This is a genomic window from Lactobacillus sp. (genome assembly GCF_051873315.1).
Lineage (GTDB): Bacteria > Bacillota > Bacilli > Lactobacillales > Lactobacillaceae > Lactobacillus.
The window spans coordinates 1-16,249 of sequence record NZ_JBJEES010000110.1 but is presented as its reverse complement, the minus strand read 5'-3'; the positions used below and the strand labels follow the sequence as shown (position 1 = coordinate 16,249).

The following is a 16,249-nucleotide window of genomic DNA, read 5'->3' as shown; positions in this document are numbered from 1 at the left end:
GGACCAACACATGAAATTGAGCAATAAGCAAAAGGGCTGGCTGCTTTTAGCCGTTTACGGCCTGGTTATCATCATCCTGGGCCGCGTGAACAGCCGGATGTCGCCCTATTATGCCATCACCGCGATCGCGGCATTCGCCGTAGCCCTAATCGAAGGTTTGCTTTTTGCCTTCAGTAAAAACGCGACCTACAAGGCAGTGACCTTTTTTGCCGGCTTGGTTGCCTTGATCAATGTAGTCGCCGTCTTGACTACGGCAATCTAAAAAATCCCGCGGCTGACCGCGGGATTTTTAATTTGCTTTTTTATTCTTTTGTCTTTTTCTTTTTTGCCTTACTTGTCCTGTTTATGCTAGTTGATTCTTCTCTTCAAGACGCCTTTTTCAGCAAAGACCTGCCGCAGGTGCAGCATGGCCGTGTAGGTTGAAAGAATGTAGATCTTGTCGGTCGGCGTCTTTTCAAAAGCGGCCGGCAGCTGGTCAAAGTCACTTTCAATGACCAGCTTGTCCGGGTCAAAGCCGGCAACTTCCAGGCGGAAGGCCATGTCTTTATGCCGCTCGCCGCCGACGATGACCTGGTCGATCTTGGACCGGTCCAGGCTTTCAAAGTTCCCGTCCCAGATCCAGCTGGTGTCGATGCCGTCAGCGTGGTGGGCGTTTAAGAGGGCAGCCAGGCTGTAGTGATCCTTTTCCGTGTCCAGCAGGCTGAGGACTTCGTTTAAGCCAACCGGGTTCTTGACCAGGATGATGTTGATCTGCTTGCCCTGGTAGTGGATCAGTTCCTGGCGGCCGAAGATGCGCTTGTTTTTGGCAAAAGCCGCCGCGATTTCATTGGCGGAAACGCCGAATTCTCTGGCACAGGCAAAGGCAGCCAGGGCGTTGTAGATGTTGTAGGTGCCGCCGATGTTGATGGCGAATTCCTTGCCTTCGATGGTGAACTTGATCCGGCTTGGGGTCTGCTCACTGATCTTTTCCAGCTTGTAGGTTAAGTCCGGCCGCTTGTAGCCGCAGTTCGGACAGAAGAAGTCGCCTAAGTTGGCATAGGAAATTGCGTGGTAGTGCAGGATCTGATTGCACTTAGGGCAGAGGACCCCGTCAGTGTTGACGGCGGCCTTGAGGTCGTTTTGCGGCTGGTCCTGGTCAGTTTCAAAGCCAAAGAAGACTTTTGGATTCGGCAGGTCGACCGAAGAGAAGATGCTGGCGTCACCATTAGCGATGATGGTGGCCTCAGGTGCCAGCTTGATGCCGTCGACGATCTTTTCATAGGTCGTGTAGATTTCCCCGTAGCGGTCCATCTGGTCTCTGAAAATGTTGGTCAAGACAAAGGCCTTGGGGTGGACTAACTGGGTTACGGCCTTGACGTTGGCTTCGTCAACTTCCAAAACTGCAAGTTTCCGGCTGACTTTTTTCTGGCCATGGGCCAAAAAGGCGGTTACGATCCCCTGGGCCATGTTGGAGCCGGACGGGTTGGTCAAAATGTCGCCGTATTTTTCCTTCAAAGTCTGGGTGATAAGGGCCGTGGTCATGGTCTTGCCGTTGGTCCCGGTGACGATGATAGTTTCATAGTCCCTGCCCAGCTGCTCAAGGACGTTTGGGTCAAGCTTCATGGCCAGCTTGCCGGGGAAGCTGGTCCCGCCCTTTAAGACATTGTGCAGGAACCAGTAAGAGGACTTGCCGGCAAAAGTTGCGATGTTGGATTTAAAACTCATGATTAACTTCCTATTCTGCATTAAAACTATGATAAATCTTACCATAAGACGGAAAGTTTAGCGGCTAAAATGCGACGCTTTTAAACTTTTGCAAAATACACTATACTTATTTGAGCGAGATTAATACAAAGGTGGAGAATATGGCACAGTTTTTTTTCGAATACGGAGCGATGGGCAGCGGCAAGACGATTGAAATTTTGAAGGTTGCTCACAACTACGAGATTCAAGGACGCAAGGTGGCTTTATTGACCAGCAGCGTTGACACCCGGTCCGGCCGCGGCGTGGTGGCTTCCCGGATCGGGCTCAGCCGCAGCGCCCGGCCAATTGAGCCGGACCTGGACCTCTTTGAATACATCGCGGCTTTGAACCAGCAAGAGCAGGAAGCGGACGGCCATCCTTTGGCGGCGGTCTTGATTGATGAGGCCCAGTTTTTAAAAAAGGACCAGGTTATCCAGTGCGCCAAGGTTGTTGATGACCTGCACATCCCGGTGATGGCTTTTGGCCTAAAGAATGATTTTCAGAATCATCTTTTTGAAGGCAGTGAGTATCTTTTGCTTTATGCTGATAAAATAGAAGAGATGAAGACGATTTGCCACTTTTGCGGGCACAAGGCAACCATGGCCCTGCGCTACAAGGACGGTTTGCCCGTCTATGAGGGCGAGCAGGTGCAGATTGGCGGCGACGAGGCTTACTACCCGGTCTGCCGCTTCCACTATTTCCACCCCGATCAGGCAAGAGACTAGTTTTTATTGGAAGGATTGATTAAATGGACAATGTAATGGCACAGCTGGAAAGCTTGGAAGTGCGCTATGAAGAAATTCAGGAAATGATGGCGGACCCGGAAGTCATCGCTGACACCAAGCGCTACATGGAAATTACCAAGGAAGAAGCTGACATGCGGGAAGTCGTGCAGAAGTTCCGCAAGTTCAAGGCCGACAAGGAAGAAATCGCCGGCAACAAGGAAATCATCGCTGATGGTTCAGACGCTGAGCTGGTTGAGATGGCCAAGATGGAAAACTCTGAGCTGGAAGACGAAATCAGCAAGCTGGAAGACGAAATCAAGATTTTGATGCTGCCAAAGGACCCTAACGACGACAAGGACATCATCATGGAAATCCGGGGGGCAGCCGGCGGGGATGAAGCTTCCCTGTTCGCGGGCGACCTTTTAAGAATGTATGAAAAGTACGCTGAAAACCAAGGCTGGAACGTCTCTATTGTCGACAGCGAACAAACTGAGGTTGGCGGCTACAAGCGGGTGGCCATCATGATTACTGGCAGCAAGGTCTACTCCAAGCTGAAGTATGAAAACGGGGCCCACCGGGTGCAGCGGATCCCAGTAACCGAATCAGCCGGCCGGGTGCACACTTCAACCGCCACTGTTGCCGTCATGCCAGAATATGAACAAGTTGACATCGACCTTGATCCAAAGGACATCCGGGTAGACGTCTACCGGTCATCCGGTGCCGGCGGCCAGCACATCAACAAGACTTCCAGTGCCGTCAGAATGACCCACCTGCCAACTGGCATCGTGGTGGCTATGCAGGACCAGCGGTCCCAGCAGCAAAACCGGGCCAAGGCCATGGAAATCCTGAAATCCCGGGTTTACGACTACTACGAAAGCCAGAACCGGGACAAGTACGACGCCAAGCGTAAGAACGCCGTCGGCACTGGTGACCGGTCTGAAAGAATCAGAACCTACAACTACCCGCAAAACCGGGTGACTGATCACCGGATCGGTCTGACCTTGAACAAGCTGGACCGGATCATGAACGGGGAGCTGGACGAAATCATCGATGCTTTGACGGTTTACTACCAAACCAAGCAATTAGAGGAGCTGGCTGAAAATGCCTAAGAGTTTACGAGAAATGCGGATTGAGGCCAGTGAACTGGCTGAAAGCGCCCGGAGCGAGGAAATCGACTTTCTTCTGGCTGAGCGTCTGGGGATGACGCCGAGCGAATACCAACTTAAGCAGGACCGGGAATTGACTGACGCTGAAGTCAAGCAGGCCAGAAAAGACATGAAGCGCCTGGCTAAAGGGGATTCGCCCCAGTACATCCTGGGCTATGCCTGGTTTTTAGGCTACCGCCTGCGGGTTGCTAAAGGCGTGCTCATTCCCCGCTTTGAAACTGAAGAACTGGTTGAATGGGCCCTGGAGCACTTAAAAGATGGCGACACCGTTCTGGACCTGGGGACCGGGTCAGGCAATATTACCGTGGCCCTGGCTAAAGAAGCCGAAGGCAAGGGGATTAAGGACCTGCATTTTTACGCCAGCGACATTAAGGACACGCCTCTTAGAATCAGCGAAGAGAACTTTTTGGACTACGGCCTGGACGTAACCACCCGCAAGGCCAACGTTTTGCTGGGCCTGGGCAAGTTTGACCTGATCATTTCCAACCCGCCTTACATCAAGCCAAGTGAAAAGAACGTGATGGACAAGAGCGTTCTGGCCAATGAACCAGAAGAAGCCCTGTTTGGCGGCCAGGACGGCCTGGCCTTTTACCGGAAGTTTGCTGAAGAAGTCAGAGACCACTTGAATCCAGGCGGCCGCTTCTTCATGGAATTTGGCTTCAGCGAGGAAGATGAGCTGAAGGCTCTGTTTGCCGAAAAATTGCCGGACTTCAAGGTGGAATTCCGCCGCGACATGGCCGGCAAGCCGCGGATGCTGTTTGGGGAGTGGCAGAAATGATGGAAACCAAGATTTTTAAACGGGAACAATTGGATGAAGCAGCCCGCCTGCTCAGCCAAGGGGAGCTAGTTGCCTTTCCAACCGAAACTGTCTACGGTCTGGGGGCTTTGGCCACCCGGGATGATTCAGTCAAGAAGGTCTACGCGGCCAAGGGCCGGCCCAGTGACAACCCCTTGATCGTGACCGTAGCTGACGAAGCCATGATGCGGCCTTATGCTAAGGAAGTGCCGGAGCGGGCAGAGAAGTTGATCAAGCACTTCTGGCCAGGTCCCTTGACTATCCTGCTTTTAGCTAAAGAAGGGGCCCTGCCGGAATCTGTAACTGGGGGCCTGCCAACGGTTGCCTTCCGCTGCCCGGACGATCAGCTGACCCATGACTTGATTGCCAAGCTTGGCTACCCGATCGTCGGGCCTTCGGCCAACACTTCAACCAAGCCGAGCCCGACTACTGCTCAGCATGTTTATCATGACTTAAAGGGCAAGATTGCCGGGATCGTCGATGGGGGTGAGACTGAAGTGGGCCTGGAATCAACTATCGTTGACTTGTCAGTTACCCCAGCGGTCGTTTTGCGGCCGGGCAAGATTACCCCAGAAGAAATCAGCCAGGTCTTAGGCGAAGAAGTCTTGATCAACCGGGGCCAGGTAAGCGACAAGGAAGTGCCGAAGGCGCCGGGGATGAAGTACCGCCACTACGCGCCAAGTGCCCAGGTTTACGTGGTTGACCAGGCGGAAACTTTTGCCAAGCTGGACCTGGATGCTTCTTGCGGGGTTATGGCAAGCAGTGACCTTTTAGAGGAATTGCCCCTGCCTGCAGAAAATAAATTCAATTTAGGCAAAAATCTGACCGAGGCTGACCACAACCTATTTGCCGGCCTCCGCTATTTTGACGACCGGTCAGAAATTAAAACTATTTATGTAGAGGGCTTTGAACAAGGAGAGGAAAGCCTGGCCTACATGAACCGGTTAAACAAGGCTGCTGGCGGCCATCATGTCTAACCTGTACAATTCACGGCTTTTAAAAAAGAAATGGCTTTAAACCATTTCTTTTTTTATTTATAATAGAGATGACATGGTATTTTTGAATGGAGGAACTATATGGGAAAGTTCACTGTGTTAAACCATCCATTGATCCAGCACAAGCTGACGATTATTCGCCGCAAGGAAACTGGATCAAATGAATTTCGGAGAATCGTTGGCGAAATCGCCGGTCTGATGACCTACGAAATCACCCGCGACCTGCCTTTGCAAGACGTTGAAATCGAAACGCCAATGGGCAAGACGGTGCAAAAGGAACTGGCCGGCAAGAAATTGACCATCGTGCCAATCCTGCGGGCCGGCATGGGCATGGTCAACGGGGTTTTGGAAATGATTCCGTCAGCCAAGGTCGGCGTCGTTGGCATGTACCGCGATGAAGAAACCTTGAAGCCGGTAGAATACTTCTTCAAGGTTCCTAAGGACGTTACGGAACGTGAATGCCTGGTCGTTGACCCGATGCTGGCTACTGGCGGTTCCGCCAACCTGGCCATCGAAGCCTTGAAGAAGCGGGGCGTGACTGACATCAAGCTGGCTGTCCTGGTTGCTGCTCCAGAAGGCGTCAAGGCCGTGCAAGACGAGCACCCGGACGTTGACATCTATGCGGCTGCCCTTGACGACAAGCTGCTGCCAAATGGCTACATCTTCCCAGGCCTGGGGGATGCAGGTGACCGGATCTTCGGGACTAAATAATTAAAAAATCGCCAATAAAAGCGATTGCAAAAGTTCCAATTCATTTTTATTGGTGTACAATAAATGACGTGTTCGAAGAATTCAACACAAGAAGGGAGGTCACGAAGAATTGGAGAAATCACTTGTCTTCAATATTAACGGTACCGGACTGAATGTCGACATGGTTGGCATTATCGGTTCGACCTTGATGGCAATTGTGGTTTTTGCCATTTGTTACGCTCTTTCACGTAAAGTTGAAATGAAACCGAACAAGAAACAAAATGTCCTGGAATACCTGATCGATTTTACCGACGGGATTGTCAAGGACAACGTCGAAGACCCGGCTGCGCAAAAACATCTGTCTCTTTACGCCTTTGTTTTGTTCCTTTTCATCTTCTGCATGAATCAACTAGGGTTGTTCTTGGAAGTGAAAGTCGGTGACTATATGGTCATCAAATCACCAACTGCTGATCCAGTGACGACGATGTCGTTCGCGATGATGACCTTGCTTCTGTCATTTACCTTCGGGATTCAGAAATTTGGCACTAAGGGCTACCTGCAGAACTATGCACGTCCTGTTGGTTTCCTTTTGCCGATTAACATCATTGAAGAATTTACCAACTTCTTGACGTTATCACTGCGTCTCTACGGTAATATCTTTGCGGGTGAAGTCCTGCTGACCCTGATCGGGAACCAGCTGGGGCCAAGCATGGGGATTGTAACCAGAATCCTGGCTGCGCCGCTCGCAATGATCTGGCAAGGTTTCTCTGTCTTCATTGGCTCTATCCAGGCGTATGTTTTTGTAACTCTTTCTATGGTTTATATTGGCAAGAAGGTTACACAAGAATAATTTTTCGGAGGTTTTATTATGACTACAGGTTTAAAGGATTTAGCTGCTGCACTTGTTGCTGGTATCGCTGCTTTGGCTGCTTCATGGGGGAACGGTAAGGTTATCTCAAAGACGATCGAAAGCATCGCCCGCCAACCAGAAAGTGCTGGTAACTTGAGATCAACCATGTTCATCGGTGTTGGTTTGATCGAAGCCGTTCCAATCCTGGCTATCGTTATCGCTTTCTTGATTTTGTTCCTTAATTAATCAGACGTTAATTTACATTAGTTACTAAATTGAGAGAGAAGGATTGTCGATGGAATTTCAACCAGTATTCGCCGGCGCTGAAATCTCAATCATTAATACCCTTTGGTATTTAATCGTATTCAGCATCCTTTTGCTGGCCGTCAAGCACTATGCTTGGGGCCCGGTAAAGGACATGATGGAGAAGCGCCGTCAGAAAGTCATTGATGACTTGGATCAAGCTGCCAGCGACCGTAAGAAGGCTGAAACTTTGGCCAATGAACGGGAAGCAGCCTTGAAGAATTCAAGACAAGAAGCAACCCAGATTCTCTCCGATGCCAAGAGTAATGCGCAAAAGACCGGCAAGCAAATCGTCAGCGAAGCCAACGATGAAGCTTCCGCTATCCGGGAAAAGGCCAAGGCTGATGCAGCTCAAGCGAAGACTGACGCCTTGAACGAAGCCCGCGACGAAGTTGCTGATCTTTCTGTGACGATTGCGGAAAAGGTAATTGCTAAGAACTTATCTGCTGCTGATCAAAAAGATTTAGTTGATCAGTTCATTAAGGGGTTGAACGATTAATGGCCTTAAGTAGAGAAGAAACGGCAAGACGCTACGGAACGGCGATCTTTGATTTTGCCAAAGACAGCGGCAAGACAGAGCTCATGTTCAGCGAACTGACTGAATTGAAGCAGGCAGTTCAAGCAGAGCCCCGTTTTGTCCAGGTTCTGAGCAATCCTGTTTTGGACGCCAAGCAAAAGAAGAATCTTTTGACGGCGGTTGAACAGGGCTTTTCTGCAGAGCTTCAAGAAGTTCTGAACTTCTTGCTTAGCTATGATCGTTTTGACAACTTGGTTGACATCATTGATTACTACATTCACCTGTACAATGTTGCCAACCACATCGGAACGGGTGTCGCTAAGACTGCAGTGAAGCTAGATGAAGATCAGCTGCAGCGCCTTGCAGACAGCTATGCCAAGAAGTATGGCTTGCAGGCACTTCATCTTGAAAATGAAGTTGATCCAGAAATTATCGGCGGCGTGGTCCTTGAGGTTGAAGGCCGCGTGATCGATGGCTCAGTAAAGCATCGATTGGAGAAAATCCGCGCCGTATTAACAAAGTAAGTATTATAAAGAGGTGAAACCATTGAGCATTAAAGCGGAAGAAATCAGCTCTTTAATCAAGCAGCAACTTGAACACTACGACGATAAGCTGGACATCGATGAAGTCGGTGTCGTAACTTACGTCGGCGATGGTATCGCCCGCGCTCACGGCTTGAACAATGTCTTGTCAAGTGAGCTTTTGCAGTTCGACAATGGTGCCTACGGTATCGCCCAAAACTTGGAAAGCAATGATGTTGGTATCATCATTCTGGGCAAGTTTGACGACATCCGCGAAGGCGACCGCGTCAAGCGAACTGGCCGGATTATGGAAGTTCCAGTTGGGGATGCTTTGATTGGACGGGTTGTGAATCCACTGGGCCAGCCAGTTGACGGCTTAGGTGAAATTAAGACTGACAAGACTCGGCCGATCGAGTCCAAGGCGCCAGGCGTTATGCAGCGGCAGTCAGTCAACCAGCCTTTGCAAACTGGTATCAAGGCAATTGATGCGCTGGTGCCAATTGGCCGTGGTCAGCGTGAGCTGGTTATCGGTGACCGTAAGACTGGTAAGACCAGTTTAGCGATCGACACCATTTTGAACCAAAAAGGGCAAGACGTAATTTGTATTTACGTCTCAATTGGTCAAAAGGAATCAACTGTCAGAGCACAAGTTGAAACCTTGAAGAAGCTGGGGGCGATGGACTACACCATCGTCGTTGAAGCTGGTCCGTCAGAACCAGCGCCAATGCTTTACATTGCGCCATATTCCGGGACCGCGATGGGTGAAGAATTTATGTACGCCGGCAAGGACGTCCTGGTTGTCTTCGACGACTTGTCCAAGCAGGCTGTTGCCTACCGTGAACTTTCCCTGCTGCTTCGTCGGCCGCCTGGCCGTGAAGCCTACCCAGGTGACGTCTTCTACCTGCACTCACGTTTGTTGGAACGGAGTGCTAAATTGAGCAAGGAACTGGGCGGTGGCTCACTGACTGCTCTGCCATTCATTCAGACTGAAGCCGGGGACATCTCCGCCTACATTCCAACCAACGTTATTTCCATCACTGACGGACAGATCTTCTTGCAAAGTGACCTGTTCTTCTCAGGCACGCGCCCAGCCATCGACGCCGGGGCTTCTGTTTCCCGTGTCGGCGGGGCCGCGCAGATCCCAGCCATGAAGAAGGTTGCCGGTACTTTGCGGACCGACCTGGCTTCATACCGGGAACTGGAAAGCTTTGCCCAGTTCGGCAGTGACCTGGACCAAGCAACGCAAGCCAAGCTGGCCCGCGGCCGGCGGACCGTCGAAGTTTTGAAGCAGCCGCTGCACAAGCCGGTTGCCGTTGAAAAGCAGGTTGTCCTGCTTTACGCTTTGACGCATGGCTTTATGGACGCGGTACCAGTCGATGATATTGCTCGCTTTGAACAAGAACTTTACACCGACTTTGACGCCAACCATGCTGATCTGTTAGCTGAAATCAAGTCAACTGGCAAATTGCCAGATGAAAACAAGCTTCAAGAAGCTATTCAACAATTTGCATCCAGCTTTTCATCAAGTAACAAATAGGAGGTAGACTATGCCTGCATCTTTACTTGAATTGAAGAAGAGAATTGCTTCTGTCAAGCAAACGAGTAAGATTACTGAAGCCATGCACATGGTTTCAGCAGCTAAACTGAATCAGACTGAAAAAAGAGACAAGGGCTACCAGGAATACAACCAGCTGCTCCACCAAACCGTGTCGCGGCTGATGAGTGCCAGCGTGATCAATCACTTGAACAAGGCCAACTACCGCCTGACGCAAGACAACATTGACTCCATCGACTACGATGACGTCTTTGGGATGGGGATCATTTCTGACATGATCAAGCCACGGGCTGAAGTTCATTCCGTTGGCTACCTGGTAGTTACCGGTGACCGTGGTCTGGTCGGCTCCTACAACAGCTCAGTCATTAAGCAGATGATGGGCCTGGTAGCCGACGACAAGCTGCAGGGCAGAGAGTCCAAGATCCTGTCAATCGGCAGCGTCGGCTCCCAGTTCTTCAAGAAGAACAACTTGAACGTTGTCTATGAAAAAGACGGCGTTTCAGACGTGCCGACTTTCAAGGAAACCCTGCCAATCGTTTCAACGGCGATCAAGATGTACTTGAACGGCGTTTATGATGAACTGTACGTTTGCTACACCCACCACGTGAATTCTTTGTCTTCAGCCTTCCGGGCCGAAAAGATGCTGCCGATCGTCGACCTTGACATCGACACCGCGGAAGCCAAGGAAAGCAAGAAGATTGAATTTGAAGTTGCCCCTGACATTGACAGCGTTTTGGCAACCTTGCTGCCGCAATTCGCGCGGGCGGAAATCTATGGTGCCATTTTGGACGCCAAGACTGCCGAACACGCAAGTTCTATGACAGCCATGAAGAGTGCCACGGACAATGCCAAGGACCTTGTTTCTAGTCTTAGTTTGCAAATGAACCGTGCAAGACAAGCACAAATCACTACTGAATTGACTGAAATCGTCAGTGGTGCGAATGCACTTGAATAAGAGAAAAGGAGGTAGAAGTTTGAGTCAAGGTGAAATCGTTCAAGTAATCGGCCCTGTTGTCGACGTCAAGTTTCCTATTGGCAAAGACCTGCCAGACATCAACAATGCCTTGAAGGTCATCAAGTCAGACGACGAATCGATTATCCTTGAAGTTACTCTTGAACAAGGCGATGGCGTTTTGCGCTGCATCGCGATGGAATCTACCGATGGCCTTCGTCGTGGGATGAAGGTTGAAGACACTGGGAGCTCAATTTCCGTACCAGTTGGTCCGGATACCTTGGGCCGGGTCTTCAACGTTTTAGGTCAACCGATTGATGGTGGTCCAGAATTTCCAGCTGACCACCCTCGCTCCGGGATCCACAAAGAAGCACCTAAGTATGATGAATTAACTACTAGCCGTGAAATCCTGGAAACTGGTATTAAGGTTATCGACTTGCTGGAACCATATCTGCGTGGTGGTAAGGTCGGTCTGTTTGGTGGTGCCGGGGTCGGCAAGACCACGATCATCCAGGAATTGATTCACAACATTGCCCAGGAACACAACGGTATTTCCGTCTTCACTGGTGTCGGGGAAAGAACCCGTGAAGGTAACGACCTTTACTTCGAAATGAAGGCATCCGGCGTTTTGGAAAAGACTGCCATGGTCTTCGGGCAGATGAACGAGCCGCCTGGTGCCAGAATGCGGGTCGCTTTGACCGGTTTGACGATCGCTGAATACTTCAGAGACGTTGAAGGCCAGGACGTGTTGCTCTTCATCGACAACATCTTCCGGTTTACCCAGGCCGGTTCCGAAGTTTCCGCCTTGCTGGGCCGGATTCCGAGTGCCGTTGGTTACCAGCCAACTTTGGCAACGGAAATGGGTCAATTGCAAGAAAGAATCACTTCCACCAAGAAGGGGTCAATTACCTCTATCCAAGCCGTTTACGTGCCAGCCGACGACTACACTGACCCAGCGCCAGCGACTACTTTCGCCCACTTGGACGCGACGACCAACTTGGAACGTAGCTTGGTAGAACAAGGTATTTACCCTGCCGTTGACCCGCTTGAATCAACTTCCAGTGCCCTGGACCCAGAAATTGTCGGCCAGGAACACTACGACGTTGCTACCCGGGTTCAGCACATTCTGCAACGCTACCGCGAACTGCAAGACATCATCTCAGTTTTGGGTATGGATGAATTGTCAGACGAAGAAAAGCTGATCGTTGCCCGGGCACGTAAGATTCAGTTCTTCCTGTCACAAAACTTCTTCGTTGCCGAAGTCTTTACCGGCGTTCCAGGCTCATACGTTCCAATCAAGGAAACGATCAAGGGCTTCAAGATGATCCTCGACGGCCATCTTGACGACTTGCCTGAAGATGCCTTCAGAGGCGTTGGTCCGATCGAAGACGTTTTGAAGAAGGCGCAAAAGATGGGGGTTACCCCAAGCGATCCGGAAGCAAAAGCCTTATTAGAAAAGTAGGTTGATGCATCATGGCAGAAGCAGAGAAACTGTTTAAGATCAATATCGTTACGCCAAACGGGTTAATCTATTCTCACCGTGGCAGCTCCGTCTCAATGCGGGCTATTGACGGCGACCGGCAGATCTTGTACAACCACCTGCCGATTTTAACTCCGCTCACGATTGGTGAAGTCAGGGTCCAACGCGGCGCCGATGTCGACCACAAGGTTGATCACATCGCCGTCAGCGGGGGGATCATCGAATTCGCCGACAATGTGGCGACGATTATTGCCGACAACGCAGAACGCGCGCGCAACATTGACCTCAGTCGGGCTGAAGCTGCCAAGCAGCGGGCCGAGGCGCACATCAAGGAAGCCAAGGAAAAGCACGACGAGCAGTCATTGGAACGGGCTCAAATTGCTTTGCGGCGGGCTGTAAACCGGATTCACGTTTACGACGCGCTGCACAAATAAGGGAAAAGAGCGGATTTATTCCGCTCTTTTTTTATGGTAGATTTTATATGAGACAACTTGGAATTCACGCAATCATCAGCTTGGTGATCTACTTTGTTTGCATTGCCTTAGCCTTTCAGGCGATCAAAGCCGTCAGAATCGAGAAAATCATTCGGTCTAACCGGGTCTTTGAGGCCCAGGTCTTCTTAATTTTCACGGCGATTGCCCTGGGCTATACAGTCGGCCAATTTTTGATCGCCTTGATAGATACTTCATTGCAGCTCTCTAATCTCTTTTAAAGAATCGGTTAAAGCTAGGCGGAATCCGCTATACAGAGGGCTTTTATGGTACAATTAAAATTAATATGTTATGGAGGAAATAGACGTGTCAAAAGATATTGGTATTGATTTGGGGACCGCGAACGTTTTGATCAACGTTTCCGGCAAGGGCATTGTGATCGACGAGCCATCCGTGGTTGCCGTGGATACGAACACCAACAAGGTGGTCGCTGTCGGCACTGAAGCTTATGAAATGGTTGGCCGTACTCCTGGCAACATCCGCGTTATCCGGCCTTTAAAGGACGGGGTAATTGCTGATTTTGACATTACTGAAGCCATGCTGAGCTACTTTATTGAGAAGCTGAACGTAAAGGGCTTCATGAGCAAGCCGAACATTCTGGTCTGCACCCCGACTGGAGTAACTTCAATCGAGCAAAAGGCAATCATCCAAGCCGCGGAAAAGTCTGGCGGCGGCAAGGTCTACCTGGACTACGAGCCTAAGGTAGCAGCTGTTGGGGCCGGCCTGGACATTTTCAAGCCGCAAGGGAACATGGTTATCGACATCGGTGGGGGGACGACTGACATCGCCATCCTGTCCATGGGTGAAATCGTGACTTCCAAGTCCCTGCGCTATGCTGGTGACCGGATGAACCAGGCGATCGTCAACTACATCAAGGCAAACCATCAGCTCTTGATCGGGATGCGGACGGCTGAAGCCATCAAGATCGAAATTGGTGCCGCTACTGACCCAGACCCGGACGCAAGCATGAATGTCCGCGGCCGGGATACCATTGACGGTTTGCCAAAGCAAATCAAGGTAAGCAGCTCTGAAGTAACGGAAGCCCTGCAAGATGGCCTGCAAAGCATCATTGATGCTACCAAGCAGGTTCTGCAGGAAACGCCGCCAGAATTGTCTGCCGACATCATTGACCGGGGGATCATGATTACTGGTGGTGGCGCCCTGCTGAAGAACATCAACAAGCTGATTGCCGACAGTCTGCAGGTTCCGGTTTTGATCGCTGATTCACCGCTTGAATCAGTTGCCCTGGGCACTGGCATCCTGCTGCAGCATATTGAAAAGCACGAACGTCACTAATAATGCGTCAAATAATGATTCTTCTAGTCCGCTTTTACCAGCGGGCAATTTCACCGATTTTGCCGGACAGTTGCCGTTTCTACCCGACCTGCTCCAGCTATATGATCACCGCTTTGGAAAAGCATGGTCCGCTTTTGGGACTGCTGATGGGTCTGGCGAGGATCCTGCGCTGCAATCCATTTAACCGTGGCGGGGTGGATCCGGTGCCGGACAAGTTTACCCTATTGCGCAACCCCCACCCAGAAGAATATGAAGACGAAATTATTGCCAGAAAATTCCACAGTCACTAACGAGGAGGGAATATGTCAAGAAATCAAGAAAACATCGGGATCGAGGTCAACGAACTGTCTGGCCGCCGGGTACCGACTTGGGAAGTAGTCATTCCGAAGAAGCGCCAGATCGGCTTGATCGAGCAGGTTGACGGCAAGTTCAGGGTAACCAGCAGCAAGTCCAAGAACGTGATGTTTGCCAAGAGCCTTGATGCCGGCATCAACGACCTGCTGGCCTACTTCACCTTGCACGAAAAATAATTTTAACGAATAAAGTGATAGTTAATGGCAAAAGTTCAAGAAGAAAGCAAATGGTATGACCGCATTGCCTGGGGAGTCGTGATTCCCGTGGTTTTGCTGTCATTCGTCAGTTTTTATTCAATTTACAACGCGTCGGTTAACGACTCGACCTATGGGACGCCAACCAGAACCGTGGCCATGCAGATTGTCTGGTACACGGTTTCCTGGCTGATGGTAGCCTTCATCGTCCGCTTTGACGCCGAGCAGATCTTCAAGCTGGCCCCCTACCTGTATGGGCTGGGGATCATCCTGCTGATCGCGGTCCTTTTCCTGTATGACCGGACAACGGCCGCCAGCAGCGGGGCCAAGAGTTGGTTTGTCGTTGGGCCCGTCAGCTTCCAGCCTTCGGAAGTCATGAAGCCGGCCTTTATCCTGCAGCTGGCCAGAGTAGTCAGAGAGCACAATGAGCGTTACTCCCACAACCTCAGAAATGACTGGCTCTTGATCGGCAAGGTCATGGCCTGGTTTTTGCCAGTAGCCATGCTCCTTATGCTGCAGCCTGACTTCGGGACCACCCTGGTCTTTGTAGCGATTACCGCGGGGATCCTTCTGGTTTCAGGGATCTCCTGGAAAATCATCATTCCTGTCTTTATCCTGATGGTAGTCGTTGGCGTCGGCGTCATCCTCCTGGTCTTTACCAGTGAAGGGCAGACGATTTTGCGCCATTACTTCAAGACCTACCAGTTGGAAAGAATCAAGTCCTGGAGTGACCCCTCTGGTGACAACTCAAACAGCGCCTACCAGCTCTGGCAGAGCATGAAGGCCATCGGGTCTGGGCAGATTTTTGGCAATGGCTTTAACAATATTAAAGTCTACGTGCCAGTCCGGAACTCAGACATGATCTTCTCCGTGGTTGGGGAAAGCTTCGGCTTTGTCGGCGGCGTGGCCTTGATCGGGATTTACTTCGTCTTGATCGTGCAGATGGTCAAGATCACTTTCTCGACCAAGAACGCCTTCTATTCATATGTGTCCACAGGGATTATCATGATGATTTTGTTCCACGTCTTTGAAAATATCGGCATGAGCATTGATTTACTGCCCCTTACCGGGGTGCCTCTGCCGTTTGTTTCACAGGGTGGGTCTGCCTTGATCGGGAACATGATCGGGATCGGCTTGATCCTCTCGATGAAGTGGCACAACAAGGACTACATGTTCAGCACGGCTGGCGACTTTTAACTGAGAACGAAAAAATAGCCTCAATCTGGTTAATTCCAGTTTGAGGCTATTTTTTATTCCAAGGTGGCTAAGATCTGCTTTACGATCATGTTCAAATCGCGGTCTTCGTCAGCTGCTTTATCAGGAAGGACGATGAAGCGCTGGACAAAGTATCCGGCAATTGGCGCTGTTAAAAGGCGAATCAGATCAAGGGAATTATATTCTGGATGCTTTTCTAAAAGAATGCCTTTTACGCTTTTTGCCAGCTGGGGATTTTCAGTAAGTCGCTGTTTGGTCTCTTCCAAAGTTTCATTGATAAAAGCAGGATTGGTCAAGGCTTCTTGCAGCATGATCTTGATAACCTGCCGGTTTTTCTTGATGAAAGCGAAACGGTTGAAAACGATGAAGTGAACCAGCTCCTGCCGGCTTTTGGCTGAATTCTGCTTGATCTCCTGGATGAAGTCTT

20 protein-coding genes and 1 pseudogene are annotated in these 16,249 nt (G+C 50.5%); 19 read left to right on the top strand and 2 right to left on the bottom strand.

What is annotated here, in order from left to right; translation table 11 throughout:
- Positions 1-10 precede the first annotated feature (10 nt).
- Positions 11-262, top strand: coding sequence for a hypothetical protein (locus ACI32D_RS06500; RefSeq protein WP_439775782.1), 252 nt, complete (start codon positions 11-13; stop codon positions 260-262).
- An 86-nt stretch (positions 263-348) separates the two neighbouring features.
- Here the strand turns inward: ACI32D_RS06500 and ACI32D_RS06495 are convergent, their stop codons facing one another.
- Positions 349-1,704, bottom strand: a complete 1,356-nt coding sequence (locus ACI32D_RS06495; protein ID WP_439775781.1) for a MurT ligase domain-containing protein — start codon at positions 1,702-1,704, stop codon at positions 349-351.
- Between the two features lie 140 nt (positions 1,705-1,844).
- On the opposite strand from ACI32D_RS06495, the gene ACI32D_RS06490 reads away from it, so the two are divergent.
- The 18 genes from ACI32D_RS06490 to ACI32D_RS06405 all read left to right on the top strand — a co-directional run bounded on the left by ACI32D_RS06490 (position 1,845) and on the right by ACI32D_RS06405 (position 15,804).
- Entirely contained in the window at positions 1,845-2,447 is a 603-nt protein-coding gene (locus ACI32D_RS06490) for a thymidine kinase (RefSeq protein WP_439775780.1), read from the top strand.
- 23 nt (positions 2,448-2,470) lie between these two features.
- Positions 2,471-3,556, top strand: a complete 1,086-nt coding sequence (gene prfA / locus ACI32D_RS06485) for a peptide chain release factor 1 (protein WP_439775779.1) — start codon at positions 2,471-2,473, stop codon at positions 3,554-3,556.
- Positions 3,549-4,391 carry a peptide chain release factor N(5)-glutamine methyltransferase gene (gene prmC / locus ACI32D_RS06480; protein WP_439775778.1) on the top strand — a complete coding sequence of 281 codons (843 nt, stop codon included), beginning with the start codon at positions 3,549-3,551 and terminating at the stop codon, positions 4,389-4,391. The genes prfA and prmC overlap by 8 nt, the downstream gene beginning before the upstream one ends.
- A complete protein-coding gene (locus ACI32D_RS06475) occupies positions 4,391-5,386 on the top strand; it encodes an L-threonylcarbamoyladenylate synthase (RefSeq protein ID WP_439775791.1) in 996 nt (331 codons plus the stop codon). Before prmC ends, ACI32D_RS06475 begins: the two co-directional genes overlap by 1 nt.
- A 99-nt stretch (positions 5,387-5,485) precedes the next feature.
- Entirely contained in the window at positions 5,486-6,115 is a 630-nt protein-coding gene (gene upp, locus ACI32D_RS06470) for a uracil phosphoribosyltransferase (RefSeq protein WP_002880062.1), read from the top strand.
- Positions 6,116-6,224: 109 nt separating this feature from the next.
- Positions 6,225-6,944, top strand: a complete 720-nt coding sequence (gene atpB / locus ACI32D_RS06465) for a F0F1 ATP synthase subunit A (RefSeq protein WP_270448249.1) — start codon at positions 6,225-6,227, stop codon at positions 6,942-6,944.
- An 18-nt stretch (positions 6,945-6,962) separates the two neighbouring features.
- Positions 6,963-7,190 carry a F0F1 ATP synthase subunit C gene (gene atpE / locus ACI32D_RS06460; RefSeq protein WP_412135881.1) on the top strand — a complete coding sequence of 76 codons (228 nt, stop codon included), beginning with the start codon at positions 6,963-6,965 and terminating at the stop codon, positions 7,188-7,190.
- A 49-nt stretch (positions 7,191-7,239) separates the two neighbouring features.
- Positions 7,240-7,746 (top strand): F0F1 ATP synthase subunit B, encoded by a 507-nt coding sequence (atpF, locus tag ACI32D_RS06455; RefSeq protein ID WP_439775777.1) that lies wholly within the window; start codon positions 7,240-7,242, stop codon positions 7,744-7,746.
- On the top strand, positions 7,746-8,288 hold the full coding sequence (gene atpH / locus ACI32D_RS06450; RefSeq protein WP_439775776.1) for an ATP synthase F1 subunit delta: 543 nt from the start codon (positions 7,746-7,748) through the stop codon (positions 8,286-8,288). Before atpF ends, atpH begins: the two co-directional genes overlap by 1 nt.
- A 22-nt stretch (positions 8,289-8,310) precedes the next feature.
- Positions 8,311-9,822: a F0F1 ATP synthase subunit alpha gene (gene atpA, locus ACI32D_RS06445; RefSeq protein ID WP_439775775.1), complete on the top strand. Its 1,512-nt coding sequence runs from the start codon at positions 8,311-8,313 to the stop codon at positions 9,820-9,822.
- 10 nt (positions 9,823-9,832) lie between these two features.
- Complete coding sequence (locus ACI32D_RS06440; protein ID WP_439775774.1) at positions 9,833-10,795, top strand: F0F1 ATP synthase subunit gamma; 963 nt, start codon at positions 9,833-9,835, stop codon at positions 10,793-10,795.
- A 19-nt stretch (positions 10,796-10,814) separates the two neighbouring features.
- Positions 10,815-12,254 carry a F0F1 ATP synthase subunit beta gene (gene atpD / locus ACI32D_RS06435; RefSeq protein ID WP_439775773.1) on the top strand — a complete coding sequence of 480 codons (1,440 nt, stop codon included), beginning with the start codon at positions 10,815-10,817 and terminating at the stop codon, positions 12,252-12,254.
- A gap of 11 nt (positions 12,255-12,265) precedes the next feature.
- A complete protein-coding gene (locus ACI32D_RS06430; protein WP_296228114.1) occupies positions 12,266-12,706 on the top strand; it encodes a F0F1 ATP synthase subunit epsilon in 441 nt (146 codons plus the stop codon).
- A 47-nt stretch (positions 12,707-12,753) separates the two neighbouring features.
- Positions 12,754-12,984: a DUF1146 family protein gene (locus tag ACI32D_RS06425; protein ID WP_439775772.1), complete on the top strand. Its 231-nt coding sequence runs from the start codon at positions 12,754-12,756 to the stop codon at positions 12,982-12,984.
- Positions 12,985-13,069: 85 nt separating this feature from the next.
- Positions 13,070-14,059, top strand: coding sequence for a rod shape-determining protein (locus tag ACI32D_RS06420; RefSeq protein ID WP_439775771.1), 990 nt, complete (start codon positions 13,070-13,072; stop codon positions 14,057-14,059).
- A gap of 2 nt (positions 14,060-14,061) precedes the next feature.
- Positions 14,062-14,349: a membrane protein insertion efficiency factor YidD gene (yidD, locus tag ACI32D_RS06415; RefSeq protein WP_003617406.1), complete on the top strand. Its 288-nt coding sequence runs from the start codon at positions 14,062-14,064 to the stop codon at positions 14,347-14,349.
- A gap of 12 nt (positions 14,350-14,361) precedes the next feature.
- Complete coding sequence (locus ACI32D_RS06410) at positions 14,362-14,589, top strand: DUF2969 domain-containing protein (RefSeq protein ID WP_002880076.1); 228 nt, start codon at positions 14,362-14,364, stop codon at positions 14,587-14,589.
- 24 nt (positions 14,590-14,613) lie between these two features.
- Positions 14,614-15,804, top strand: coding sequence for an FtsW/RodA/SpoVE family cell cycle protein (locus ACI32D_RS06405; RefSeq protein WP_439775770.1), 1,191 nt, complete (start codon positions 14,614-14,616; stop codon positions 15,802-15,804).
- 53 nt (positions 15,805-15,857) lie between these two features.
- Here ACI32D_RS06405 and ACI32D_RS06400 read toward each other — a convergent pair.
- Positions 15,858-16,249, bottom strand: a pseudogene (locus tag ACI32D_RS06400) (hypothetical protein); the annotation flags it as partial.